Source organism: Marinomonas rhizomae (assembly GCF_024397855.1).
Taxonomy (GTDB): domain Bacteria; phylum Pseudomonadota; class Gammaproteobacteria; order Pseudomonadales; family Marinomonadaceae; genus Marinomonas; species Marinomonas rhizomae_A.
On the sequence record NZ_CP073343.1, the window covers coordinates 3,785,648 to 3,810,612 of the forward strand.

A 24,965-nucleotide genomic window follows, 5' to 3' on the forward strand; every position below is an offset into this window, starting at 1 on the left:
TTTTCAACATAAAAAAAACCGGAGGAAGTTTCCTTCCTCCGGCATAGTTTCCTCACAAAAGGATACGCCTAAAATACATCATTCCCCGCAATGACAATGATTTATTTTTTCTCTTGGCGCGCCTGTGAGGCAAGACGGACAAATGCATTCGCTTCGCCATAACGGCTGTAATCACCAACTCGTTGTACCACTTCAAAAAAGACGCCATGCACTTCCTCTGTATAGAAATGGAAGAATTCACCTTCGTCATTTTGGTCATACATGATGTTGTGTGACTGCAGTTTCTTAATCATCTCTGAAGACAAGCCAAAGCGTGCTTCAATATCACGATAGTAGTTCTGTGGAATGGGTAGCTGTTTTTCGCTATCAATGTTTTTTGCCGCGGCAAAAATATCATCACAAGCAAACGCAATTTGGTGCACGCCAGAACCTTTAGATTTTTGAATGAAGCGTTGTGCCGAGGCATCACGAGCATTGGTCATGTTCAATGGAATTCGCACACGTTTGTCTTTGCTTAATGCGGTACGGCTCACGACTAACCCGTGAATATCGGGCAAGTCTTGGCTGGCATCGATATCGAAACCAAACACGGATTTATAGAAGAAAGACGCCGACAAAAAGTCAGTGTTGGAAACGGTTTGGCCAATGTGATCAAAGCGAGTTAAGCCAACGCCCGTTTCACCTTGAATGCCTTGAATGGGTTTAAAGTCCACTTCAAAAAAACGTACCGCAGCGTCTGCAGAAACAAGATAAACCAAGCTATCGCCAATACCACGAAGTGCTGGGATATTTAACTCTCCAGGACCGGCTTGATTTTCAAAACGTTCTACTCGATAACGCTCAGCCAGTGACAAGGTCGCTTTAACATCTTCAGAAGCAAAGGCCATTGCACAAACCGACACACCATGCTTTTTAAAATGTTCGTGGGCTTGGCTTTTCGGTTCGCGGTTTAGGATCAGATTGATATTTCCTTGGCGCATCAAGCTAACATTTTTAGAGCGATGTTTATGGGTTTCATGGAAACCTAATTGCGCCAAAGTATTGGTTAACGCTTCTCCGCTTTCGCCTTCAATGGCAAACTCAATAAACTCAACTTCGCTCACTTGTGGCGCTTCAATTGGAGCCGTTTTCTCTTCACGTTTGCTCACCGTTTGATCATCAAGCCAAATCAATGAACGCATGCCATCAATGGCTTTTTCTAAAGGAGAAGATGAACGAAATTCGTCGTTGAAGATTTCATGAGACAAATAGTCATCAAAGCCCTTGTCTTTCAGAACTTGTAAAAACTCGACCACTGGCATGTCGCCTTGGCCAGGAAAGCAACGGAAATGTCGGCTGTATTGCAACACGTCCATTTGTAGACTTGGCGCATCAGCGACTTGCACAAGGGCAATCTTGTTTAGCGGAATGTCATCACGTAACACATCTAAGGTGTTGCCACGGGAAAACATGTGGAAGGTATCCAAAATTATCCCCAAGTTCGGATGATCAACACGCTTCACCAAATCCCATGCTTCATGATAATCAGCAATATGGTAACCCCAAGCTAGAGCTTCATAGCCCAGCATGATGCCTTCTTTTTTGGCTATTTCAGCCAGAGCAAATAAGTCCGCGGCGCAAACATCACGATCCGCAGAAGAATAAGGCTGCACATTACTGCAAAACAACAAACGATTCGTACCCAGCTCATGAGCAACATCGATTTTGTGCTGCAACATCTTTGCCTTTTGCGAGCGCATTGGCTCAGGCATACCTTCCATATCGCGGAATGGCTGTAAGGCGATAATTTCCAAGCCTAGGTCTTGCGCCATACGACGCACATCTTTTGGCGTACCATCGAACTGAGTTAAGTCATTTTCGAAGATTTCCACGCCTTTAAAGCCGGCTTTTGCCGCCGCTTCGAATTTTTCTCTCAGCGTGCCAGATATGGTTACGGTTGCGAGTGCTGTTTTCATTCTTACGCCCTGACTGTCTATATTTCATAACGAAAACGATATATGAGAAACAAACCTGTTTTTTGCTTCAATATTTACTAATATTGATGCTAGCACAAGATTTTGAGATTGGACGCCATCTTAAGAATGAAATAAAGCGCCAAAAATATATCGAAAAAGGAATACATGACACCTTTTCAATGGCGCAACATAGGAGTGTAATATAGGAAAATTATTCCATTATTAGCGCTTGTAACGCGCCTGATTCCTTAGGGTTTCTTACTTAGTGACTGACGACCTAATAGCCAATTAGCTGCGACCGAAACCATGCGTGTACGATGGGAGACTTTTCATGTTAGAAAACCGTATTAAATATCGCCACCTTCAATGCTTTTTAGAAGTCACGCGCCAAGGTAGCGTTGTTCGCGCTGCCGATGTATTAGCGCTTACCCAACCCGCTGTATCCAAAAAACTCAAAGAATTAGAAGACATCCTGGGTGTTAGGCTATTGGAGCGCAGTAAAAAAGGCGTTGAGTTGACTCCATTTGGCAATGTATTTCTGGAGCACGCCAGCACCAGCGTTGCAGCATTACGAGAGGGCACCGAACGCGTTGTTCAAGCACAACAGAAAGGCATCAGCCGAATCAGTATTGGTGTTTTACCAACCGTAGCGACCAGTATTTTACCGGAATCCGTGAAGCGCTTTCGCACTGGTGGTATTGATGTTCGTCTGCATTTGGTCTCTGGTCCAAACGCCTTGTTAATGAGCCAACTAAGAGTCGGCGAATTGGATTTAGTAGTTGGTCGCTTAGGTGTTCCAGAAGCTATGTCAGGCTTGTCATTTCAGCATTTGTACTCGGAACAGGTCACCTTTACCGTTCGTCCGAACCACCCATTACTAACAAAAGAAAACTTCCAAATCAGCGATATCGCTAATTACACTGTGCTCTATCCACCAAAAGGCTCTATCACCGCACCCTATGTAGATCGTTTTTTATTGTCCCAAGGCGTTGGTACGCTAACCGACAGAATAGACACCATATCGGACTCGTTTGGTAAGGAGTTTATTCGCAATAACGATGCAGTGTGGATCATTTCACGCGGCGTAGTCGCGCGAGAAATTTCAGATGGTGAACTGGATGAATTGCCTGTCGACACAAAAGAAACGCTAGGGGCGGTTGGTTTAACAACACGAGCGGACTCGGTGCCGTCTATGGCGCTTAAACTCTTTATGAATGCCATTCGAGATACGGCACAAACCTTAGACAGCTATTACAAACCGATTGATCACCACCATAAAGATGGCCCAGCCATTTGATGAGCAATAGATTATCGCCACAATAGGAAAGAAAATTAATGTATTTTGCTTTGCTGCCCTTATCCCAAGAGACAAGGAGCAGCATTGCATTAACAAAACGCTAAGCTTTAAGCTTGTGCACTAACCCTTGAATCCCCAACACATAACCTTGCACGCCCATACCAACGACGATTCCGGCCGCGGCAGGAGAGATATAAGAGTGGTGACGGAAAGCTTCGCGAGCGTGTACGTTAGAGATATGAACCTCAATCACGGGCACATCAGCGCCTTTTATCGCATCGTGAAGCGCAACGGACGTGTGAGTATAAGCGCCTGGGTTGAATACCACACCCAATACTTCGCCCGCTTTAATACGACGTCCCGCTTCATGAATAAGATCAATCAATACGCCTTCATGATTAGATTGATGACATTCCACTTCATGACCTAACGTCGAAGCAGCTTCACGACACATAACTTCCACATCAGCGAGGGTCTCATAGCCGTAGGTTGCAGGCTCACGCGTGCCCAGTAAGTTTAAATTAGGGCCATTTAATACCATGATGGTAGACATACTACTTTCTCCTAAAAATCAGCGTAAATATTCAATCCACTGTATCGCCAAACATTCACACAAAGAAGCGCAGCAAGACACTCAAAGTGAAAAATGACAATACAGTGGTGATTAACAAGGTACTGGCACAAAAACTGCGCGCGCCATATTCTCCACAAACAATCGGATAAGAACTAAACATGGATACCGAAGCAAATATAACCAATGCCGTTTTTAATTCGTTGGGCATGCTAGGCGTAAGGAACAAGAGTAAGGAAACAATCACAGGAAACAAAATCAGCTTGCCAATCGCCACCAGCAGTATCGGAGTCCATTGACCTTTAATTGATACACCGACCAAAGACCCACCAATAACAATCAAAGCCACCGAGGAAGCCGCCGATACCAATAAATCAAAGCCTTTACCTACAAAGCTCGGCAAACTCAATCCAAATACAGAAAATACCAACCCTGCACCCAAAGCAATTAACAGCGGATTCGTCGAAATACGCTTCAGAACGACCATAAATAGGTTTTTCCCATTACTTTCGTTTTTCCCCTGCATGGTCTCGATAAAAATTAGGCAAACTGGCAATAAGATAATATTTTCGACCATCAAAGACATCACAAAAGCCTGCGTCAATGAATCATCAAAGAACTGCAACAGGATAGGAAAACCAATAAAGGCGCTGTTTGACATGGTCGCCCCAACACCTCTCACTCCAGCTTCTACCAATCCACTTTGAAGTAGGCGCCAGCTCAGTAACACAGTAATAAAAAAAGTCGCTAAACCACTCGCTGCATACACAGTAAGATAGTCAAAATGCAGGACTTCTTTCAGCTCCATGCTAGATAATTTCATAAAAATCAAAGCAGGCAAGGCAAGATACAAAACAAAACGACTTAACCCAGGAATTGCAGCTTGCGGTAGAAAGGAATATCGAACACAGATAAATCCCACAAATATCAAAAAAAAGATCGGTGCTGTGATGTTTATTACAGCTTCCATGTCACCATATCCTCGTGGTTTATTGCGTTATATGCTTTTAACTCGGCTAGAGTTTTCATCATAGAAATCATATCGAATAAGCGTTAAGCGATAGCTTTAGATTTTGTATTGAGTGATATTTTTTCAGGATCTGGTAGGACCAACCCTTTCTGAATATGCGAATCTAAGATAGTCAATACTGACTCAATTTCATCATCAAGAAGGTGTTTAAGCAATTTCTGATGTTCTTCTACAGAGGCTTGGCCGCGAAATGGCCGGCGGTGTAACGCCAACACCTGATAACGCATATAAAGTTCAATCACTGATGCGTGGTAACGAATCAACTGCTGAGAACCACAATGAGACACCATGGTAACGTGAAAGTCTCGGTCGGCTTTTTCCCATGCCTGAACATGGCTACCTTCGTCTTCCATCATCAGCTTTTCAACACAGTTCAAACGAAAATGCGCGCTGATCAAAGCGGACTTCCATTCCATATGACCTATTTTATTTTCCATTGATTTGCGTACTGCCGACAACTCCAACATTTGTCTCAGCTCTAATAATTCACGCAAATCGGCGGTAGAAACGGGTTTTACCGTAAAACCTTTTTGATCTACAAATAGTACAAAACCATCTGATACTAAGCGCATCAAGGTTTCACGTAAGGTATTCACACTGACACTGTAACGAATACGCAAGGCGTTTAATTTAAGCTTTTCACCTGGAGAAAGCTTACCCGTTACGATATCTGAACGTAGCTGCTCATAGACAGATTGCCCAACCAATTTACGGTCATCGGAGTTAATCATAGAAAATTTTAAAGGCCTTTTCTTTTTCTTGTAAGACCTCTGCACTATATCACGAGCAAAGTTATCTTAGTGGATAAACCAAACTAGAAGACGCCATTTGGCGTCTTCTCTTCATCACTCATTCTATGAATTTATTTAGTTACCAACAATCTCTCTAGATCAATGAGCTCACTACATCGTATTTTTCACGGAATTGATCCCAAACAGGTTTCACATCCGTTACTTCCTGACCAGTGAAGATTTCGAAAGCATCGATTCCTTGATAAAAGAACAAATCAAAGCCAGACACAATTTGCAGACCTTTTTTATTAGCTTCTATCAAAAACTCTGTATCCATTGGGGTGTAAACCGCATCAAACGCCCATTTTTGCCCTTGAATCAACTCTGCCGCCAATGGCATGCCAGGGCTTTTCAAATGACCTACAGGTGTGCAGTTTACCAAACCATCAACTTCAGCTGCCGCTTCAGCAATGTCTTCTTTGGCAACAACACGCGCCTTGTAGCCAGCTTCATTAATAGCATCAACCAAAGATTGTGCACTACGTTCGCTCAAATCGGTGACTAATACTTCTGTCGCCCCCACTTCAAACAAGGCAAATCCAATCGCTCGACCCACACCACCAGCACCAATCATCAGCACTTTACCTGCTGGTAAATCCCCGACTCGACCTTTATAACCGCGAATAAAACCAGTGTAATCGGTATTAAAAGCACATACTTTGCCGTCTTTTAGCAGCAAAGTATTACTCGCACCGACTTTCTTTACCGCGTCGTTTACTTCGTCTGCGCTGTCGATGGCGATTTGTTTATAAGGAAAAGTTACGTTAGTGCCGACGAAACCTAAAGCACGTATTTCGGTAAGCTTGGCGTTAAAGGATTCCGCCGTATCATCTTCTGGCACTTGCAACTGATAATCCACTGGCAACTGCTTTAGTTCACCCAACATCATGTGTAAAGAAGGAGATCGAGAAGCGGCAATAGCCTGACCAATTAGACCTAAATGTAACATTGTAATTGCCTCCAACGTATTCCCAAAAAGAATGTAATAATGTTATTGCGTGAGTCGTAAAGGGGATAAAAAAACGCTCCCTTTACTAAAGTAGAGGAAGCGTATACCAAAACTCATGATTTGTTGTATGACAATTTGGCATGTATTTTAATTGGAAAAATTATATCAGCATAGATCCTTTTGATATCGCATCTGTTGTAGCCAACAATTGCAATCCAGCCCCTGTGTTTGAAATCGGCAAATGATAACTACGATGCAGCTCAGTTAACGCGCCCTGTAATGCGCCACGCATTGCTAACCACATATTCAGCTCAACACCTTGAGAGCCAGCTTGTTCTACCAAGTCAAAATTAGTGAATTTAGTAAGCGCTTCCGGTTCGTTCACTATTTTATCCATACAATATAAATCGAACGGTTTATTAATGAAGCCAGCACGCTGACCATCTAGCTGATGAGACAAACCACCGGTTCCAAACACTACAACTTTCTGATTACCAGAGTAAGAACGAATAGCGTCACCAATCGCCTTACCAAAATCAAAACATCGACTGGGCTTTGGCATAGGATGACGTTCACAGTTGATCGCAATTGGAATCACTTTAATATGACCGTATTTATGACCAGGCCACATGAGCGTCAGAGGTACTGTCAATCCATGGTCCACTTTCATTTCTTGGCAAACGGTTATATCAAACTCGTGCTCAATTAATTGATTAACGATATGCCAAGACAACTCAGTTTCCCCAGTTACTGGTGGAATTTCAGCAATTCCCCAACCTTCGTCGGCATTTTCATACAAAGCAGCAGCACCAATAGCAAAAGTCGGTTTGCGATCATGAAAAAACTCTAGTCCGTGATCATTATAAAAAATGACGGCGATGTCAGGCTCTTGCTTATACAGCCATTCACGCACCGGTGGGTAGGCATCAAAAAAATCTTTCCAATAAGGTGTTTGCTCAAGACCTTGGTCCATCGCGACACCAATAGCAGGAATATGTGATGTGGCAATACCGCCAAGTATTTTCGCCATTATCTTTCTCCCTGCTGTACTAAGAAGGCTTTAAATTCCTCTGTTGTCATCCCCGTCTGCAAACCACCAACATCTTGAACATTTAAGCCCAAGATCCCAGCAAATTTGGCCAGATAATAAATACTTCCACCGGCTTCTAACATGGCAATGACATCACGTTTTTTTACAGCCAGCTTTTGCTCTGCAGAAAGTCCAAAGTTTTCACAATACTCGTCTTCATTCGCAAGGAATGCTTCTCGCCCATTTGCATTATTAAAGGAATAACACATTTTATTTAAGGGATAGCCCTTCGTTGCCATCGGCCCATCAAACATAATATTGCCCGGAATATGCCCTAACTGCCCCATCCTGTTACCTCGCTGTAAAACTATTTAATTCAATGATGTAAATACCCATTAGCAGCGAGTATAAGAACAAACGAGCTGTGCAAACCTTGATCTACATCTATTTTTTACCATTTAAAAAATAGAACGCATTATTTTTATATTTTTATATTTTTAAAATAAAAGTCCGATTTTGGCCATATATAGGAAAAAATACGTAATTAATCCTTCATTTTGATTTATTTGATATTCATTTTTGATATAGTCTGTAAAAAAATAAGGAGGTCTTATGGAGATAGCAATTCCCAACCTACGGCATTTGCGCGTATTTCTTGCAGTCGCAGAGCTAAAAAGCATCACCCGAGCTTCTGAAAATATCTTTTTATCTCAGCCTGCCATCACTCAAGCAATTGCCAAGTTAGAAGGGTTATTGAACGCATCGCTTTTTGAACGTCATTCAGATGGTATGTATCCCACCCCATCGGGTGAAGTGTGGCAAAAACGCGTCGGCCGAGCTATCGACCATATTCAAACCGCTACACAAGAAATCGTTAAAGACACGACTCAAAAAGAACGCTCGCCTAAAAATCTCATTGCCTTAATTAGCACGACTCAATTAAGAGCGTTAATTGCCGTGAGCGAAGCACAAAACTTCAGCATTGCCAGCCGAAACCTGGCCGTGTCACAATCTTCAGTTCATCGTGCCGCTCGCGATTTAGAGCGCTTACTCGGCGTTGTGTTATTTGAGAAAAACAGCCTTGGAACCAGCGCGACTAAGGCAGCGCAAACCTTGGCAAAAGCAACCAAATTGGCCTTTAGCGAATTACGCCAAGGCATTTATGAGATCAACGCCTTACAGTTTAAAGATGTCAGTACCATCACCATTGGCAGTATGCCATTGGCTCGTATGACTATTTTACCTAAATCGATTTTGCAGTTTAACGAACGTCACCCTGATGTGAACATCAATGTCACCGAAGGTCCCTACGCCGATTTGCTTCACCACTTACGCCAAGGTGACATCGATATTATCTTAGGTGCATTACGTCATCCAACACCAGCTGACGACGTCGTTCAAGAGGAGTTATGGGCACCGCCATTGTCAGTGGTGGCTCGTAAAGATCACCCATTAATGAACAAACAACATATCAGCGCACAAGATCTCGCTGAGTTTGCTTGGGTTGTTCCCGCCAAAGGCACACCCACTCGACAAGCCTTCGAAGACATTTTCAACGACGCCGGTATCGCACTACCTACACGCTTAGTTGAGTCCAGTTCGCAGATACTGATTCGTGAGTTATTAATCGAAAGTGATCGTCTAACATTAATCTCTGCACACCAAGTGGAGCGCGAAATTAATATTGAATTACTCAATGTCATCAACTTCCCACTGGATCACACTCGTCGCCCAATTGGGCTTTGTGTCCGAAAAAGCTGGCTTCCGACTGTCACACAATCTCATTTTCTTAGCTTGTTACGCGATATCTCAGAACGCTTTCGATGATTTTTTTGAAAGACATCATTGCAAAAAATGAATAGCTTATGCGGTTTATGGATTATGCCCATTAGATGTCGAATGTTAGATTTGTTATTAATATAAACCTAAATTTCGTTCAATAATAACGACATGAAATCTTGAATAGGAGCAGACTAATGAGAATTTGTATCGCAGGCGCATCTGGCGCTTTCGGCATGAAACACATGGACGCCATTGCGGCGATCGAAGGTGCAGAAGTCGTTTCTGTCGTTGGCACTAAAATCGATGCGATTAAAGCCTTTGCTGAAGAGCGCGGCGTTCCTCACTACACGACAGATTTAGCAGAAAGCCTAGCCCGTGACGACGTTGACGCTGTCATCCTAGCAACACCAACTCAAATGCATGCGGCGCAGACTATTCAGTGCCTTGAAGCCGGCAAACATGTTATGTCTGAAATCCCAATGGCAGACAACATCGAAGACGCTCGCAAAGTGGTTGAAGTGCAGAAGAAAACTGGTCTAGTAGCGATGGCTGGTCACACTCGCCGTTTTAACCCTTCCCACCAGTGGATCCACAATAAAATCATGGCGGGTGAATTAAACGTTCAACAAATGGACGTGCAAACTTACTTTTTCCGTCGCTCGAACAAAAATGCTCTTGGCAAAGCCCGTTCTTGGACCGACCATCTACTTTGGCACCATGCTTGCCACACAGTGGATTTGTTCCAATACCAAACAGGTGAAACAGCCAGCAAAGTACAAGCACTACAAGGCCCAATCCATCCTGAACTTGGCATTGCCATGGACATGAGCATTGGTATGAAAGTACCTAACGGCGCAATCTGCACCTTGTCTTTGTCTTTCAATAACGACGGTCCATTCGGCACCTTCTTCCGTTACATTTGTGACAATGGTACTTATATCGCACGTTACGACGACCTATTTGATGGCAGCGAAAACAAGATTGACCTATCTGGCGTTGCGGTTTCAAACAACGGCATCGAGCTACAAGATCGCGAGTTCATTGCAGCGATCCAAGAAGGTCGTGCACCAAACTCTTGTGTTACGCAGGCTATCGAAGCGATGGAAACCCTGCACCGCCTTGAAGAATGCCTAGAAGCCTAGATCGCAATAGTCTAAAGTGACAAGACGCTAAAGTGACTCAACAACACTCAAACGGGGAGCTTCGGCTCCTTGTTTTTATTTAAGGATATTGTTATGTCAAAACACCCTCACTTAGCCAATCCAAAGATAGGCTTAGGCTGCATGAATTTGTCCCATGCTTATGGCTCACCGGTTGAAGAAGAACAAGCCATTAAAGCCTTACATCAGGCTTTTGAAATGGGTTATCGCCATTTTGACACCGCGACTTTATATGGCGGCGGCAAAAATGAGCTTTTGGTTGGCAAAGCACTAAAAGATCGCCGCGATGAATTATTCCTCGCCAGCAAATGCGGCATGGCAATGGTCGATGGTAAAAAAGAGATTAATGGCCGACCAGAAAACATCCGCAAGCAATGCGAAGACAGCCTAAAGCGCCTGCAAACAGATCACATCGATTTGTATTATTTGCATCGCCGTGACTTCAATGTGCCAATAGAAGAAAGCGCTGGCGCACTGGGTGAGCTAGTAAAAGAAGGCAAAATTGGCGCCATCGGTTTATCCGAAGTGTCCGCTGAAACGTTAACCCGTGCCCATAGCGAATACCCGATTAGCGCCCTTCAGTCCGAATACTCTTTGTGGACACGCAATCCAGAAATCGCCGTACTAGAAGCTTGTAAGAAACTAGACATTACTTTTGTCGCTTTCAGCCCAGTCGCACGCGGATTTTTAACCGGTACTCTGAAAGACATCGCGGATTTAGAAGCCAAAGACATTCGTAATAACATGCCGCGCTTTAATGCCGAGCATTACCCGAATAATCTTGCCTTGTTGAACGATTATTTTGCCCTAGCGAAAGACATCGGCTGCACACCAGCACAACTTGCTCTGGCTTGGCTAACAGCAAAAGACGATAATATTGTCCCTATTCCGGGCACTCGTTCGGTTAATCATATGAGAGACAATTTTGAAGCGGCGCAATTAAAGCTGGATGCCAAACAAGTGAGCTTGTTAGACGAGATGATCAATCAACATAACGTCCATGGCACACGCTATACCGCTGCCCAACAAGCTGAAATTGATACTGAAGAGTTTTAAACACAGTAAACCAGCCAACAAAAAGCCCCTTTGTCGATAACAAAGGGGCTTTTGCTTAAAGCGTTATTAGGCTATTAACCTAATTTTAATTTATGCAATCTCAATCAGCATTTCACCCGGTGTGACTCGGTCGCCTTTTTTAACAAAAACCCCTTTTACCGTACCCGCCACATTAGCGTGTACTTCGGTTTCCATCTTCATCGCTTCTGTAACAAGCACAGCTTGACCCGCTTTAACGGTATCGCCTTCTTTTACCAAGACATCGATGATATTGCCCGGCATAGCCGCACTGACGTGACCAGGCTCTGTGGCACGAGAACGACCTGCGCCACCTTCAGCAACGTATTCATTCAGAGATTCGAATACCACTTCTTCTGGCATGCCATCCAAAGACAAATACAACTTGCGCTTACCAACACCAAAATCGCCTACGCCGGTGATTTCCACGTTGTAAACCTCACCATGCACATCAATCTTGAACTCGGTTGCCAATCCACCCGCCGCCGCGCCTTGACCCGCTTGCTCTGGCGGTAGCAAAACTTCTGGAACCAATGTCCCGTCAGCTCGTTGCTGTAAGAATTCACGACCTAGTTCAGGAAACATAGCAAAAGTCAGTACATCTTCTTCTGATTTCGCTAACTCACCGATCTCATTGCGCAACTTATATAGCTCCGGCGACAAGGAATCCGCTGGGCGAGCGTCGTTAACCGCTTCATTGCCTACGGCTTTCTTTTGCACTTCTGGGTTTACCGCTGCTGGCGGCTGACCGTAACCACCTAACAAATAGCGTTTTACTTCATTGGTAATAGTTTTATAACGCTGACCTGCCAATACGTTATAAACCGCTTGAGTCCCCACGATTTGCGAGGTTGGCGTTACCAGGGGCGGATAACCAAGGTCGGCACGCACACGAGGAATTTCATCAAATACCTCTCGAATCTTATCTAAGGCATTTTGCTCTTTCAGCTGATTCGCCAAATTAGACATCATGCCACCCGGCACTTGGTTAACCTGAACAGACACATCTTCGCGAGTAAATTCACTTTCAAATTGATGGTACTTTTTACGAACATCACGGAAGTAATCGGCAATCTCTGACAACAAGGCCAAGTCTAAACCCGTATCGTAATCGGTGTCTTTTAAAGCCGCCACTTGAGTCTCAGTCGCTGGGTGGCTGGTACCACTGGCAAAAGATGAAATCGCCGTATCAATACGGTCCGCTCCCGCTTCGATGGCTTTAAGCTGACACAAGGGTGCCAATCCTGACGTCGAATGACTGTGAACCACCAAAGGCAAATCAACCGCTTCTTTGATCGCTTTTACCAAGTCATACGTAGCGTAAGGCGTTAACAAACCCGCCATGTCCTTAATAGCAATAGAATCAGCCCCCATGGCTTGCATGGCTTTAGCTTGCTCGACAAACAAGGCTGGCGTATGCACTGGGCTGGTCGTATAACAAATCGTACCTTGCGCATGTTTACCGGCTTTTTTCACCGCTTTCATGGCTGTTTCAATATTGCGCAGATCATTGAGCGCATCAAACACACGGAAAACATCGATACCATTGTCTGCGGCTTTTTGCACAAAAGCTTCCACAACATCGTCAGCATAATGGCGATAACCCAGTAGATTTTGGCCACGCAATAACATTTGTAAACGGGTGTTTGGCAAAGCCGCACGAAGCTGACGCAAACGCTCCCAAGGGTCTTCTTTCAAAAAGCGTACGCAGGCATCAAAAGTCGCGCCGCCCCACACTTCTAAAGACCAAAAGCCCACTTGATCGAGTTTCTCACAAATCGGCAACATGTCCTCCGTACGCATACGAGTGGCAATCAGCGATTGGTGTGCATCACGCAAGGTAACATCTGTCACTTCTATTTTTTGTTTAACTTGACTCATTTTCTTCCTCCTGCGGATTATCGACCAACATGCGCTGCAATAGCGGCTGCCAACACCAAAGCGATGTCACTTGGATGGCGTCTAACGGAATAATTTAATAATTCAGGGTGCGCTGGAACGAATCCCGTGTTGAACTCGCCCTTAATAAAATCTGGATGTTTTAGAATTTGCTGATAATAATTGGCCGTGGTTTTAATGCCATGCAAACGCATATCGTCAATAGCCCGACGACCGCGCGCCACCATCTCATCCCAGGTCAGCGCCCATACCACCAACTTCAAACACATGGAGTCAAAGTAAGGTGGAATGTCATAACCTGTGTAAATCGCCGTATCCACACGAACACCCGGACCACCCGGTGCGTAATAGTGAGTAATACGCCCAAAGCTTGGCAGAAAATCGTTTTTAGGATCTTCCGCATTAATTCGAAATTGCATCGCGTAACCACGATAACTTATGTCTTCTTGGCGGAAGCTGAGCGGCGAACCAGCCGCAATACGAAGCTGTTCACGCACAATATCAACCCCTGTAATTTGTTCGGTAATCGTGTGCTCAACCTGAACTCGCGTATTCATTTCCATGAAATACACTTCATTACCAGACAATAAGAACTCCACTGTACCCGCGTTGACATAGCCTACTGCTTTGGCTGCTCGCACTGCGAGATCACAAATGTATTGGCGTTGTTCTGGAGTGAGTTGTGGGCTTGGTGCAATCTCTATGAGCTTTTGGTTACGACGCTGAATCGAGCAATCACGTTCATACAAATGAATCGCATCACCTTGGGAATCCGCCAAAATTTGCACTTCAATATGACAAGGGTCAACAATGCATTTCTCTAAAAACACTTCTGCAGAACCAAACGCTTTGGTCGCTTCGGAAATAACACGAGGGTATTGAGAGGTTAATTCTTCTGGGGTATCACAGCGTCGAATACCGCGACCGCCACCACCAGAAGTTGCCTTGATCATCACTGGATAACCCACTTTCCCTGCTAAAGCTAATGCCTCGTCGAGATTTGCCAGGTTTCCTTCTGAGCCTGGTGTCACCGGAATGCCTGCCGCACGCATACTGTCACGAGCTTGGGTTTTATCACCCATTTTATGAATAACAGACGAATGAGGGCCGATAAAGGTAACGCCTTTTTGCTCACACAATTCAGCAAAATGCGCATTTTCAGATAAAAAACCATAACCTGGGTGGATCGCATCACAACCCGTTTCTATGGCTAAGTTCACTAGACGCAAAGGGTCTAAATAACCGGCAAGTGGATCATCGCCCAACGAGTAAGACTCGTCTGCACGCTTGGCATGCAATGCATATCGATCCGGTTCCGTAAATATCGCGACAGAGCGAATCCCAGCCTCTGAGCAAGCGCGAATGATACGAACCGCAATTTCACCTCGGTTAGCGATCAACACTTTTTTTAACATGAGTCACTCCTTTCTTGTTTGAAGAGATCACTGCACAACGTAGTGAGCACAACTTTTGTACAAATATCTCTGAATATTCAGACTACCCAAAGATCAACCAAAGTAAAAATTGATATTACGACATTTATGTATAAGCTATACCTGATAGATAAAAGCTGATAGATAAAAGCTGATAGATAAACCGAGAGGAAACAAAAACAATGCCTCAAAGCGTACAAAGTTTAGTCAACCGACTTACTTTTAGACAATTACAAGTATTTGAAAGCGTTTATGAATTGAGTAGCTACAGCCGAGCTGGTGATATGCTGGGGCTAAGCCAACCGGCCGTGAGCAATCAAATACGACAGCTGGAAAATGCATTAGAACAACCGCTGTTTGAATACGTTGGTCGCCAACTTTACAGCACTGCGACGGCCAAGCGATTAGCCAAATGCATTCACGCCATGTTTGATGAAATACAGCGCTTTCAGGACGATTTATCTGAGGAAGCTGGGCTGATATCTGGTGAGTTGAACTTAGTAGCTGTGAGTACAGCGCAGTACGTGGTGCCTTATTTGCTTCGGGCCTATACTAGCCTACATCCAAACGTCACCATAAATGTGAAAGTCATGAACCGCGCTGCAGCTATCAAGCGTCTTGGTGAGAATCATGATGAATTAGCCATAATGGGCATGGTACCCAATGATAAACCTATGTTTAGCATACCATTTTTGAACAATGAGCTTATCGCTGTCGCACCACAAAACCATCCTCTTCTCGCCCTAGAAGACATATCATTGAGCGCATTTTTAGAACACAATTTATTGCTTCGAGAAGCGGGTTCAGGCAGTCGATTAGCTCTTGAACTACATTGCCAAAAACAACGCATTCGCTTACAAGCAGAAATGGAAATTGGTTCTAACGACGCCATAAAACACGCGGTTATTGCAGGGCTTGGCGTCGCAGTACTACCTAAACTTGGTATTCTTTCTGAATTGACACTCGGAACCTTAATCGAAGTACCGATTAAAGATTTCCCCCTTCGCCGATCTTGGTGCTTGATCCACCCACAAGGACGCCACCCCACTCCTGCGATGCGATCTTTTATTGATTATATTCAACAAAATATCGGCCAGTTTGAAGCCATGTTCTCAAGAATGAAAAGTAGATAGTCCGTCTCATTTTAATAAAAACCACATCATTGCATACGTTTAACAATTCTTCTTTCAAATAGATTATTACGTAAATATATAAACCATTCACATACATTACACGTATACAACAAATCACCAACATTAAATCAAGACCAAACTGTATAAATTCTATACACCTTGTAGGGAAATGACTACAAAATCAAAACAGCACACTGACTACACTAATTGAGGAAGCACCATGTTTTTTACCAATAAAGATAAAACAATCGCCAAAAACAAAGCGGTAGAACAGGCACTTTCTCAACATGAAAACAAAGCCTTTATTAGCGCTATGGAAAAATTTTGCGCCACCATTAGCTTTTTACCTGACGGAACAATTCTCGATGCCAATTCGTTATTCCTTAACGCTACAGGCTATTCCCTAGAAGAAGTAAAAGGGCAAAAACATGCACTATTCTGCCCTTCTCAAGTGACATCGAGGCAAGATTACAAACATTTCTGGTCAGATTTAGCTGCAGGCAAAAGCAAACAAGGCACCGTCTTACGTAGACGTAAAGATGGCTCAGAAATCTGGCTTGAAGCAACTTATTTTCCCGTTGAAGTCGATGGCGTGGTGACCAAAGTGGTCAAAATTGCCACGGATGTCACTAAAGAAAAGCGTACAGCAGATAGTCAATTAGCCGTGTATAACGCCATTGATAGGTCATCTGCCACTATTGAATTCACCCCTGACGGCACAGTAATTACGGCCAATGATAACTTTTTAAGTGCAATGGGTTATCAGTCCACCAAAGAAATTATCGGTCAGGCGCATCGCAAATTTTGTACTAATGAGTTCTATGAAAAGCATCCGAATTTTTGGGCAGAGTTAGCGAATGGAGACTTTAAAACAGGACAATTTGAGCGAGTTAGCAAACAAGGTCAAACTGTGTGGCTAGAAGCCAGCTATAACCCCATTTTCGATCAATTTGGTAAGGTTGTAAAAGTCCTTAAAGTTGCCTCTGACATTACAGAGCGTGTGAACACGCAACTCGCTATTCAACACGCGGCAGAAGTAGCTCACTCCACGTCAGTAGAAACTGCTCAAGTTTCAGAGAATGGCGCTCAAATTTTACGTCGCACAGTCGAAACGTCAGACAAAATTGTGGCCGATGTTGAAGTTTCTACCGAGTTGATCGAACAATTAAACCATCAGTCTGAAAGTATCGCCAAGATAGTGACAACCATTGGGTCTATTGCTGATCAAACCAATTTACTGGCATTAAACGCCGCTATTGAAGCCGCTCGCGCTGGTGAAAATGGTCGTGGGTTTGCGGTAGTGGCTGATGAAGTTCGAACACTAGCAGCAAGAACAAGCAAATCAACGATCGAAATTGATGACATGGTAAAACAGAACAGCAACTTAACTCGTCAAGCCAAAGACAGTATGAGCAAGGTGAGTGAACGCTCTAAAGAGAATGCGCAATTTATAGATGAAGCATCCGGCATCATTGATGAAATTCTGAAAGGCGCGATACACGTCTCCAATACCGTTAACAAACTATTAGATATTGAGAAAAGCTAAAAAAGTCCGCTGTCTAAGATAATAGACAGCGGATATTTTTTATATTGACCAAGGAATGCTCTAACAAGAAGATTCGTTACTTCGGCATTTCATGCTCTAACAACATCAAACCAGAACCTGTATTCGAAATTGGCGCATGGTAATTTCGATGCAGCTCGGTCACTTTACCCAGTAAAGTACCACGCATTGCAATCAACATATTCAGCTCTACCGCTTGCGATCCGCCTTGCTCAACAAGATCCAAGTTAGTGTATTTCGTTAACGCTTCTGGGTCAGACACCAATTTATCAAGACAATCAATATCAAAAGTACGGTTGATAATACCCGCTCGCTCACCGTCTAACTGATGAGACATACCACCAGTACCAAAGACAACCACGTTAAGATCTTCTTCGAAAGACGCAACAGCACGACCGATCGCTTTGCCTAATTCAAACGTACGTTTAGGTTGCGGCATTGGGTATTGCTCACAGTTGATACAGACAGGTATCACTTTTACATGGCCATATTTATGACCTGGCCACATAAGATTCAGCGGAACCGTTAAACCATGATCGACCTTCATTTCTTGGCAGATTGTCATATCAAAACCGTCATCAACAATGCTGTTGGCAATGTGCCAAGACAAATCTGACTCACCAGTCACTGGAGGAATGGTAGGAATCCCCCAGCCTTCATCTGCGTTATAATATTCGTCTGCAACCCCCATCGCAAAGGTCGGCTTTTTATCAATGAAAAATTCCAAACCGTGATCGTTGTAAAACAAAATGATAACGTCAGGCTTTTTCTCATTTAACCAATCTCGTACTGGCGGATAACCATCAAAAAACGGTTTCCAATACGGCGTTTCTTCCAACCCATTTGCCATTGCGTTCGCAATCGCAGGGATATGAGAAGTCGTTATTGCACCAATAATGTTAGCCATTAGACCTCTCCTCGCCCATTTTTTTCTAGCATTGCTTTGAATTCATCAGTGCTCATACCGGTTTGTAATCCACCAATATCTTGCATGTTTAGCTTTAGCAAACCAGTAAACTTTGCTAAATAATAAATACTGCCACCTTCACGCAAAAGCCCAATCACATCTCTATTACGAATGGCTTCTTTTTGCGCTTCTGTGAGTTTGAATTTTTCACAGTAAGCTTCTGGATCTGCATTAAACTCATCACGTGCTACTTGCTCATTAAACGAGTAACACATTTTATTTAAGCCGTAGCCCTTCTTGGCCATTTGGCCATCAAAAAGGTACGTCCCTTGAAACTGTCGATCTGTATAGTTACTAGCCATCTTGCTAACCTCTATTTTTATACTTTTCGGCGAAGCTTGGATTACTTCCAATACAGACGCATTGGATTATCCACCAGCAACGCTTGCTGTAGTTCAGGCGTTGGCGCGATATGTGGAATAACATCCACAAGGTGACCGTCGTTTGGCGCCTCTACTTTCATATTTGGATGCGGCCAATCGGTTCCCCACAATACACGGTCAGAGAACCTCTCAACCAAGGTACGGGCAAAAGGATAGACATCAGAATAATCAGGCGCATGTTGCGTTAAACGCTCTGGACAACTTACCTTACACCATACATTGTCGTTGTCCGCCATGAAGTTAACAAAGCGCTGAAAGTCAGGGTGGTCAACACCATTGGCAACATTTGGCGTGCCCATGTGGTCAACTACAATGGTGGTATTCAATTCTTTCAAGAAAGGAATCAAGTCTTCTAAATCCGCCGCTTCGAAATAGACAACAATGTGCCAACCGAAAGGGCGAATTTTCTCAGCTATAGAGAAAAACACTTCTCTTGGCGTGCTATCAACAAGGCGTTTCACAAAGTTAAAACGTACACCGCGAACACCCGCTGCATGCATTTTTTCAATATCTTCATGAGTTATTGAGTCATCAACAAACGCCACACCACGCGCTAAATCACCCGCTGTCTCTAAGGCATCGATCAACGCGGAATTATCGGTACTATGACAAGATGCTTGAACAATCACATTACGAGAAAAACCCAAATGATCACGCAGCGCAAACAACTGCTCTTTGGATGCGTCGCAAGGCGTGTATTTACGTTTTGGATGATAGGGGAATTTATCCGCTGGACCAAAAACATGGCAATGCGCATCTACCGCGCCAGCTGGCGCTTTAAAAGTAGGTACGCTTGGGTTTGCGTGAAATGGAATATAATCTTTGTCCATCATGTTCAAATACCTGTTTTATTATTCGTTCTAATTAACCAGTCTTCTGTTTGACCAGTCGTTATATCGTCAATAGAAGAAAGACAACTAAAGGCCGTTGCTATGAGCAAACACTTGCCCATCAAACAGCTTTCTCGCGGTGCGTAGAATAGCCGCTGAGCCAACATCACCATTTTCTTCTTGATCTAAGATCACTGTCATCGCGCCAATCGGATGCTCAACATCCAGCGTCATACGCGCACTTGCTTCAAACTTAGCCACTTCATTAGCAGGCGAACCCTTCAGAACCGCCGCTGTTGCCACACTCACCGCTCCCAAGACCCCAATCGAGGCATGGCAACGATGAGGAATAAAAGTACGCGTGGAGATGGCGCCACCGTTCGTCGCCGCACTCACCATGGTCATTTTGGGCACAGACTTCTCTTTCACATCGCCTAAATTCATCATAGGACCGACTTGCAGGCGAATCGACTCTAGCTTGGCGCGTAAAACGTCATTGGCTTCCAGCTCTTCACGAGACTCTGTACCCTGAATGCCCATGTCCGCAGCGCGTATAATCACCACTGGCATGCCATTATCGATGCAAGTCACTTCGATACCATCAATCACATCGACCACATTACCTGTTGGCAACAAAGCACCACAGCTTGACCCTGCCGTATCTTTAAACACAATAGGCACCGCTGCAGAAAAACCAGGTACACCATCAATGCGAGCGTCACCTTCGTATTGGACTTCACCGTCATTTACGGTGACACGAGCCTCAGCAATTTGGCCTGTATTTTCCATGAAGATACGTACGGAGGTTTCGCCCTCTTGCGCTTCAACCAAGCCGCGCTCAATGGCAAACGGCGCAATACCCGCTAAAATATTGCCGCAGTTTTGCGCATCGGTCACAATCGCCTGATCAACAAACACCTGCAAAAACAAATAATCTACATCAGCGTCGTCACGTGCAGATTTTTTCACCACTGCTACTTTTGACGCCAATGGATCTGCGCCACCGATGCCGTCGATCTGACGCTCATCTGGCGAGCCCATCACCCGCAATAAAAACTGCGCGCGGGCATCGATATCGGTAGGCAAATCTTCCGCTAAAAAGTAAGCCCCTTTCGACGTGCCGCCACGCATCCACATACAAGGCGCACTTTTTATAACGCCTGTATGTTTAGACATATTTCAAGCCTTTCTCTTTTAGACGTGGACGCATTTCATAAATATCCAAGCCCAATTCGCCATTCGCCATACGTACACGTTTTGCTTCTTCATTCGCCATACGCTTACGAGACAACTCTAATACTTCTGCCGCATTCTCACGACGCACAACAACCACACCGTCATCGTCGGCTACAATCACATCACCTGGGTTAACCAAGGCATCCGCGCAAACCATAGGCACGTTAACAGAACCGACGGTTTCTTTAATCGTACCTTCAGCAAACACGGCCTTTGACCAAACAGGAAAATGCATTTCACGCAGGTCACGAGTATCACGTACACCGCCTTCAATAATTAAGCCAACGACGCCACGAGACTGAGCAGATGTTGCTAACAGATCACCAAAAAAACCGTGATTCGATGGAGACGTTGGCGCAAAGACCATCACATCGCCTGCTTTACATTGCTCAATGGCAACATGCATCATCCAGTTATCGCCCGCCGCACCAGAAATAGTGACCGCAGACCCCGCAATGGTTTTATCCATTTGGATTGGGCGCATGTAATGTGCCAATAAACCAACACGACCTTGAGATTCATGAATGGTCGCTACACCGCATTCGGCCAAACCGTCAATGACAGCTTGGTCAGCTCGTTCAATATTTTGTACTACTACATTGTTTCGCATGATGCTTTCCTATCCCTTTAATCGTTAGCCTTACGCCTTTAATCTAGAAAAAACGCTACGAGCATTGTCTTCAAAGATAGCTTGTTTCTGCTCCGCGGATAACACGGTGTTGTTGTCGATATAACGTTTTGTATCGTCAAAATAGTGACCAGATTCTGGGTCAATACCGCGTACCGCACCAATCATTTCAGAAGCAAACAAAATGTTCTTAGTAGGAATAATATCAAGAAGTAGATCAATACCACGCTGATGATAAACACAGGTATCAAAGTAGATGTTGTTCAACACGCGCTCAGCAAGGTCAAAACCTTGATCTTGCGCCATGCCACGGAAACGTCCCCAATGATAAGGAACAGCACCGCCGCCATGAGGGATAATGATTTTTAGCTCCGGGAAATCTTTAAAAACATCGGACATCATCAATTGCTGAAAGCCAGTGGTATCTGCGCCCAAATAATGAGAGCCAGTGGTGTGGAAACAATCGTTACATGCCGCGCTTACATGGATCATCGCAGGAATGTCGTATTCGCACATTTTTTCATAGATAGGATAGAAAGAGCGATCACCGAGAGACTTATCTTGCCAGTAACCGCCGCTTGGATCTGGGTTCAAGTTGATACCAATAAAGCCCATTTCTTCAACCGTACGAACGATCTCAGCAACAGACTTGCCTGGATCAACACCAGGAGATTGCGGCAATTGCGCAACTGGTGCAAAGTTCTCAGGAAACAAGTCACAAACACGGCGAATCAAATCGTTCTGATGTTCTGTCCAGTATTGGCTAGTGTATTCATTACCAATATGGTGTCCCATCCAACTAGCACGGGGAGAGAAAATAGTCAGATCAGTGCCACGCTCTTGCTGTAAACGCAGCTGGTTATTGATAATGCTGTCGCGAATTTCATCATCCGAAACAATAACTTTACCTTTTTCACCAACAAAAGCAGGATCTTTAGCGACCTGTGCTTTTTGTTTATCACGGTATTCACCTACACCAGGCGGCGTCGTTGTATAATGTCCATGGCAATCTATAATCATGTTACTACTCTCTATTCTTATTAAGGGTAACAAACGTTGCGAAGTAAAAAGGATTGCATAAATGATATGCTTTAACTTTACTTTATGAGCACAGCCGTTCAATCACAATCTGTCCAGAGTATTCTTGCATGCTATCGATTTGGCTATTTCATTTTGGCCAAAAGGGTATTGCATTTTGATATAGCTGTTTTTTAGTACAATGAGAACAGCTGCTCATTTCATATATTTATCAGGAAGAACCTGACACAAAAAACCGTCTGAGCTTTCTTGAAAAAATACATAAGACTATGATTTTTATAAATTTTTACATATATCAAAAAACTTATTAATTTTTTATATTCCTTTTTCGATATACAAGGAACATAAAAAATTCATTTCTAAAAAAGCAAAAACTACGACATTTTGGTTATGTTGCTTATCAAAGCAGACTGAAAAGTAAATTTTGAGCGAAACTCAAAGGCGAAATGTAGACCCAGCTCATATTGAGGTAATTGTGAGCCTCGAGGAAAAAATATAGGGCATTTTTAAAATGATCCTATATTATTTAGAGGGCTTATAAATGCTAGTTTCAATACAGGACAGCCTACCTTACTGCAAAGCAGGGTAGAAAATACAAAAATAAAACAACCGGGGCACAAGATCCCGAGCTTGGAGACGTTAAAATGAATCTAACAAAAAAAATCACACTTGGTTTAATTGCCGCTGGTGCTGTAAGCAGTGTTAGTGCAGCTGACCTAACCCTGACTATTGGTCACGTAGATCCTCAAGATTGGACAACCTCTAAAAAAGGCGCCGCAACTGAAGTGTTCAAAAACTTAGTTGAAGCGGAGTCTGGCGGTCGCATTGAAGTCAATGTATACCCTTCTGGCCAACTTGGCGGTGAAACTGATCTTGTTCAGTCTGCTCAGGAAGGCACATTGAGCATGGCGATGGTATCTGGCGCCTTTGCTAAAGTATGTAAAGAAGCATCTGTACTAGAAATTCCTTACCTATTCCCATCAGCCCCTGTGGCCTGGGAAGTTCTAGACGGCGAATTCGGTAAAGCATTGTCTGAACATTGCTTAGAAGAAAGCGGACTACGCACACTGGCTTATGGCGAAACAGGCTTCCGTAACTTCACCAACTCAAAGCGTCCTGTTGCTGAACCAAAAGATTTGAGTGGTTTAAAAATCCGCGTTCAAACATTGCCTCTGTACGTAGAAATGGTAAAAGCGATGGGAGCAGAACCTACGCCAATCGCATGGCCTGAAGTGCCATCAGCATTAACGACGGGTGTAGTTGACGGACAAGAAAACCCTGTGAGTGTTATCGAAGCGAATAAATTCTACGAGTTCCAAAAATATCTAACACTAGACGGTCACGTATACGGCACAGACTTCTTGCTAATCAATGAAGATCTTTATCAATCATTAAGTGATGAAGACCGTGCTATTATTGACCGTGCAGCAAAAGTTGCAGGCACTTTAGGCCGCGCAGTTCAGCAGTTTAATTCTGCGAAAGGTCTTAAATCTCTTGCAGCAAACGGCATGCAAATCACCACTCCAACACCAGCACAAATGGCTAAGTTCCGTGATGTTGCGCAACCAGCGGTTATCAACTGGTTAAAAGGTGAAGTACAGCCAGAGTGGATCGAACGCGCTCAAATGTCTGTAAAAGTTGTTAGTAATTCGCAATAAGTTCAGTACTTGATATCAAATAATCGAAAGCTATTTTATAGCTTTCGATTATTTTTCTTTTGTCACAACCCGGAAAGCTCACCATGAAGCGCCTCTACAAAAATACTCTCGCAATGTTAACTGGCACCTCCTTATTCGTTATCTTTGGCGTTGTTTTAGTCAGTAGCTTGAGCCGTTACTTATTTAACTCACCGATCCAATGGAGCGAGGAAGTCGCAAAATACGCCATGATCTACGGCACTATGTTTGGTATGGCATTGTGTTATTTAGAAGGTATTCATATTCGTTTTACTTTTTTAGAAGATATGGTTTCCGCCAAAATTCGTCATGCCTTGCATTTCATATCTGACGTTATCGCACTCGTAAGTGGCTGCGTACTAACCTATTCCGGCTACATTTTCATGATGAAACGAGGTGCAATACAAGCGCCTGGCACAGGCATTCAAATGTACTATTTCCAAGTAGCCATGGTTATCGGTGGTGCGTGCCTTGCGATAGCTGCACTTATCCGTCTCGTCGAGTATTTTCAATCTGAAACGTTAGAGAAAGGGCAATAA

23 protein-coding genes are annotated in these 24,965 nt (G+C 43.9%); 8 read left to right on the plus strand and 15 right to left on the minus strand.

Annotated elements, in window-relative coordinates; all coding sequences use genetic code 11:
• Window positions 1-101 precede the first annotated feature (101 nt).
• Window positions 102-1,955: a bifunctional sugar phosphate isomerase/epimerase/4-hydroxyphenylpyruvate dioxygenase family protein gene (locus KDW99_RS17805; protein WP_255826588.1), complete on the minus strand. Its 1,854-nt coding sequence runs from the start codon at window positions 1,953-1,955 to the stop codon at window positions 102-104.
• Between the two features lie 331 nt (window positions 1,956-2,286).
• Between KDW99_RS17805 and pcaQ the strand changes: the two genes are divergently transcribed.
• Window positions 2,287-3,252 carry a pca operon transcription factor PcaQ gene (gene pcaQ / locus KDW99_RS17810; protein WP_255826589.1) on the plus strand — a complete coding sequence of 322 codons (966 nt, stop codon included), beginning with the start codon at window positions 2,287-2,289 and terminating at the stop codon, window positions 3,250-3,252.
• Window positions 3,253-3,352: 100 nt separating this feature from the next.
• Here the strand turns inward: pcaQ and aroQ are convergent, their stop codons facing one another.
• The 6 genes from aroQ to KDW99_RS17840 all read right to left on the minus strand — a co-directional run bounded on the left by aroQ (window position 3,353) and on the right by KDW99_RS17840 (window position 7,970).
• Window positions 3,353-3,805 (minus strand): type II 3-dehydroquinate dehydratase, encoded by a 453-nt coding sequence (gene aroQ, locus KDW99_RS17815; RefSeq protein ID WP_255826590.1) that lies wholly within the window; start codon window positions 3,803-3,805, stop codon window positions 3,353-3,355.
• A 55-nt stretch (window positions 3,806-3,860) separates the two neighbouring features.
• Window positions 3,861-4,793, minus strand: a complete 933-nt coding sequence (locus tag KDW99_RS17820) for an AEC family transporter (protein WP_255826591.1) — start codon at window positions 4,791-4,793, stop codon at window positions 3,861-3,863.
• 83 nt (window positions 4,794-4,876) lie between these two features.
• Window positions 4,877-5,584, minus strand: coding sequence for a GntR family transcriptional regulator (locus KDW99_RS17825; protein ID WP_255826593.1), 708 nt, complete (start codon window positions 5,582-5,584; stop codon window positions 4,877-4,879).
• Between the two features lie 154 nt (window positions 5,585-5,738).
• The gene (locus tag KDW99_RS17830; RefSeq protein WP_255826594.1) at window positions 5,739-6,593 is read right to left on the minus strand and encodes a shikimate dehydrogenase family protein; all 855 of its coding nucleotides are present in this window, start codon (window positions 6,591-6,593) and stop codon (window positions 5,739-5,741) included.
• A gap of 160 nt (window positions 6,594-6,753) precedes the next feature.
• On the minus strand, window positions 6,754-7,623 hold the full coding sequence (locus tag KDW99_RS17835) for a class III extradiol dioxygenase family protein (protein WP_255826595.1): 870 nt from the start codon (window positions 7,621-7,623) through the stop codon (window positions 6,754-6,756).
• A complete protein-coding gene (locus KDW99_RS17840; RefSeq protein WP_255826596.1) occupies window positions 7,623-7,970 on the minus strand; it encodes a protocatechuate 4,5-dioxygenase subunit alpha in 348 nt (115 codons plus the stop codon). Before KDW99_RS17840 ends, KDW99_RS17835 begins: the two co-directional genes overlap by 1 nt.
• Before the next feature lie 265 nt (window positions 7,971-8,235).
• Here KDW99_RS17840 and KDW99_RS17845 point away from each other — a divergent pair, with 265 nt between their 5' ends.
• From KDW99_RS17845 to KDW99_RS17855, 3 genes are all read left to right on the plus strand, one after another.
• Window positions 8,236-9,450 carry a LysR family transcriptional regulator gene (locus KDW99_RS17845; RefSeq protein WP_255826597.1) on the plus strand — a complete coding sequence of 405 codons (1,215 nt, stop codon included), beginning with the start codon at window positions 8,236-8,238 and terminating at the stop codon, window positions 9,448-9,450.
• Window positions 9,451-9,599: 149 nt separating this feature from the next.
• On the plus strand, window positions 9,600-10,547 hold the full coding sequence (locus KDW99_RS17850) for a Gfo/Idh/MocA family oxidoreductase (RefSeq protein WP_114411294.1): 948 nt from the start codon (window positions 9,600-9,602) through the stop codon (window positions 10,545-10,547).
• Between the two features lie 93 nt (window positions 10,548-10,640).
• Window positions 10,641-11,621 carry an aldo/keto reductase gene (locus tag KDW99_RS17855; protein ID WP_255826598.1) on the plus strand — a complete coding sequence of 327 codons (981 nt, stop codon included), beginning with the start codon at window positions 10,641-10,643 and terminating at the stop codon, window positions 11,619-11,621.
• A gap of 90 nt (window positions 11,622-11,711) precedes the next feature.
• On the opposite strand, the gene oadA is transcribed toward KDW99_RS17855, so the two are convergent.
• A complete protein-coding gene (gene oadA / locus KDW99_RS17860; protein WP_255826599.1) occupies window positions 11,712-13,520 on the minus strand; it encodes a sodium-extruding oxaloacetate decarboxylase subunit alpha in 1,809 nt (602 codons plus the stop codon).
• Window positions 13,521-13,537: 17 nt separating this feature from the next.
• A complete protein-coding gene (locus tag KDW99_RS17865) occupies window positions 13,538-14,953 on the minus strand; it encodes an acetyl-CoA carboxylase biotin carboxylase subunit (RefSeq protein ID WP_255826600.1) in 1,416 nt (471 codons plus the stop codon).
• 200 nt (window positions 14,954-15,153) lie between these two features.
• On the opposite strand from KDW99_RS17865, the gene KDW99_RS17870 reads away from it, so the two are divergent.
• Window positions 15,154-16,104 carry a LysR family transcriptional regulator gene (locus tag KDW99_RS17870; RefSeq protein WP_255826601.1) on the plus strand — a complete coding sequence of 317 codons (951 nt, stop codon included), beginning with the start codon at window positions 15,154-15,156 and terminating at the stop codon, window positions 16,102-16,104.
• A 220-nt stretch (window positions 16,105-16,324) separates the two neighbouring features.
• The gene (locus KDW99_RS20480) at window positions 16,325-17,650 is read left to right on the plus strand and encodes a methyl-accepting chemotaxis protein (protein WP_304941367.1); all 1,326 of its coding nucleotides are present in this window, start codon (window positions 16,325-16,327) and stop codon (window positions 17,648-17,650) included.
• A gap of 76 nt (window positions 17,651-17,726) precedes the next feature.
• Here KDW99_RS20480 and KDW99_RS17885 read toward each other — a convergent pair whose 3' ends face one another.
• From KDW99_RS17885 to KDW99_RS17910, 6 genes are all read right to left on the minus strand, one after another.
• Window positions 17,727-18,575: a class III extradiol dioxygenase family protein gene (locus tag KDW99_RS17885; protein WP_255826602.1), complete on the minus strand. Its 849-nt coding sequence runs from the start codon at window positions 18,573-18,575 to the stop codon at window positions 17,727-17,729.
• Window positions 18,575-18,937, minus strand: coding sequence for a protocatechuate 4,5-dioxygenase subunit alpha (locus KDW99_RS17890; RefSeq protein ID WP_114411300.1), 363 nt, complete (start codon window positions 18,935-18,937; stop codon window positions 18,575-18,577). Before KDW99_RS17890 ends, KDW99_RS17885 begins: the two co-directional genes overlap by 1 nt.
• A gap of 41 nt (window positions 18,938-18,978) precedes the next feature.
• On the minus strand, window positions 18,979-19,851 hold the full coding sequence (locus tag KDW99_RS17895; protein WP_255826604.1) for an amidohydrolase family protein: 873 nt from the start codon (window positions 19,849-19,851) through the stop codon (window positions 18,979-18,981).
• 84 nt (window positions 19,852-19,935) lie between these two features.
• A complete protein-coding gene (locus KDW99_RS17900) occupies window positions 19,936-21,024 on the minus strand; it encodes a 4-oxalomesaconate tautomerase (protein ID WP_255826605.1) in 1,089 nt (362 codons plus the stop codon).
• On the minus strand, window positions 21,017-21,694 hold the full coding sequence (locus KDW99_RS17905) for a 4-carboxy-4-hydroxy-2-oxoadipate aldolase/oxaloacetate decarboxylase (RefSeq protein WP_255826607.1): 678 nt from the start codon (window positions 21,692-21,694) through the stop codon (window positions 21,017-21,019). Before KDW99_RS17905 ends, KDW99_RS17900 begins: the two co-directional genes overlap by 8 nt.
• A gap of 30 nt (window positions 21,695-21,724) precedes the next feature.
• Complete coding sequence (locus tag KDW99_RS17910; RefSeq protein WP_255826608.1) at window positions 21,725-22,732, minus strand: amidohydrolase family protein; 1,008 nt, start codon at window positions 22,730-22,732, stop codon at window positions 21,725-21,727.
• A gap of 662 nt (window positions 22,733-23,394) precedes the next feature.
• Between KDW99_RS17910 and KDW99_RS17915 the strand changes: the two genes are divergently transcribed.
• Both KDW99_RS17915 and KDW99_RS17920 read left to right on the plus strand, forming a co-directional pair.
• Window positions 23,395-24,408 carry a DctP family TRAP transporter solute-binding subunit gene (locus tag KDW99_RS17915; protein ID WP_255826609.1) on the plus strand — a complete coding sequence of 338 codons (1,014 nt, stop codon included), beginning with the start codon at window positions 23,395-23,397 and terminating at the stop codon, window positions 24,406-24,408.
• A gap of 83 nt (window positions 24,409-24,491) precedes the next feature.
• Window positions 24,492-24,965: a TRAP transporter small permease gene (locus KDW99_RS17920; RefSeq protein WP_255826610.1), complete on the plus strand. Its 474-nt coding sequence runs from the start codon at window positions 24,492-24,494 to the stop codon at window positions 24,963-24,965.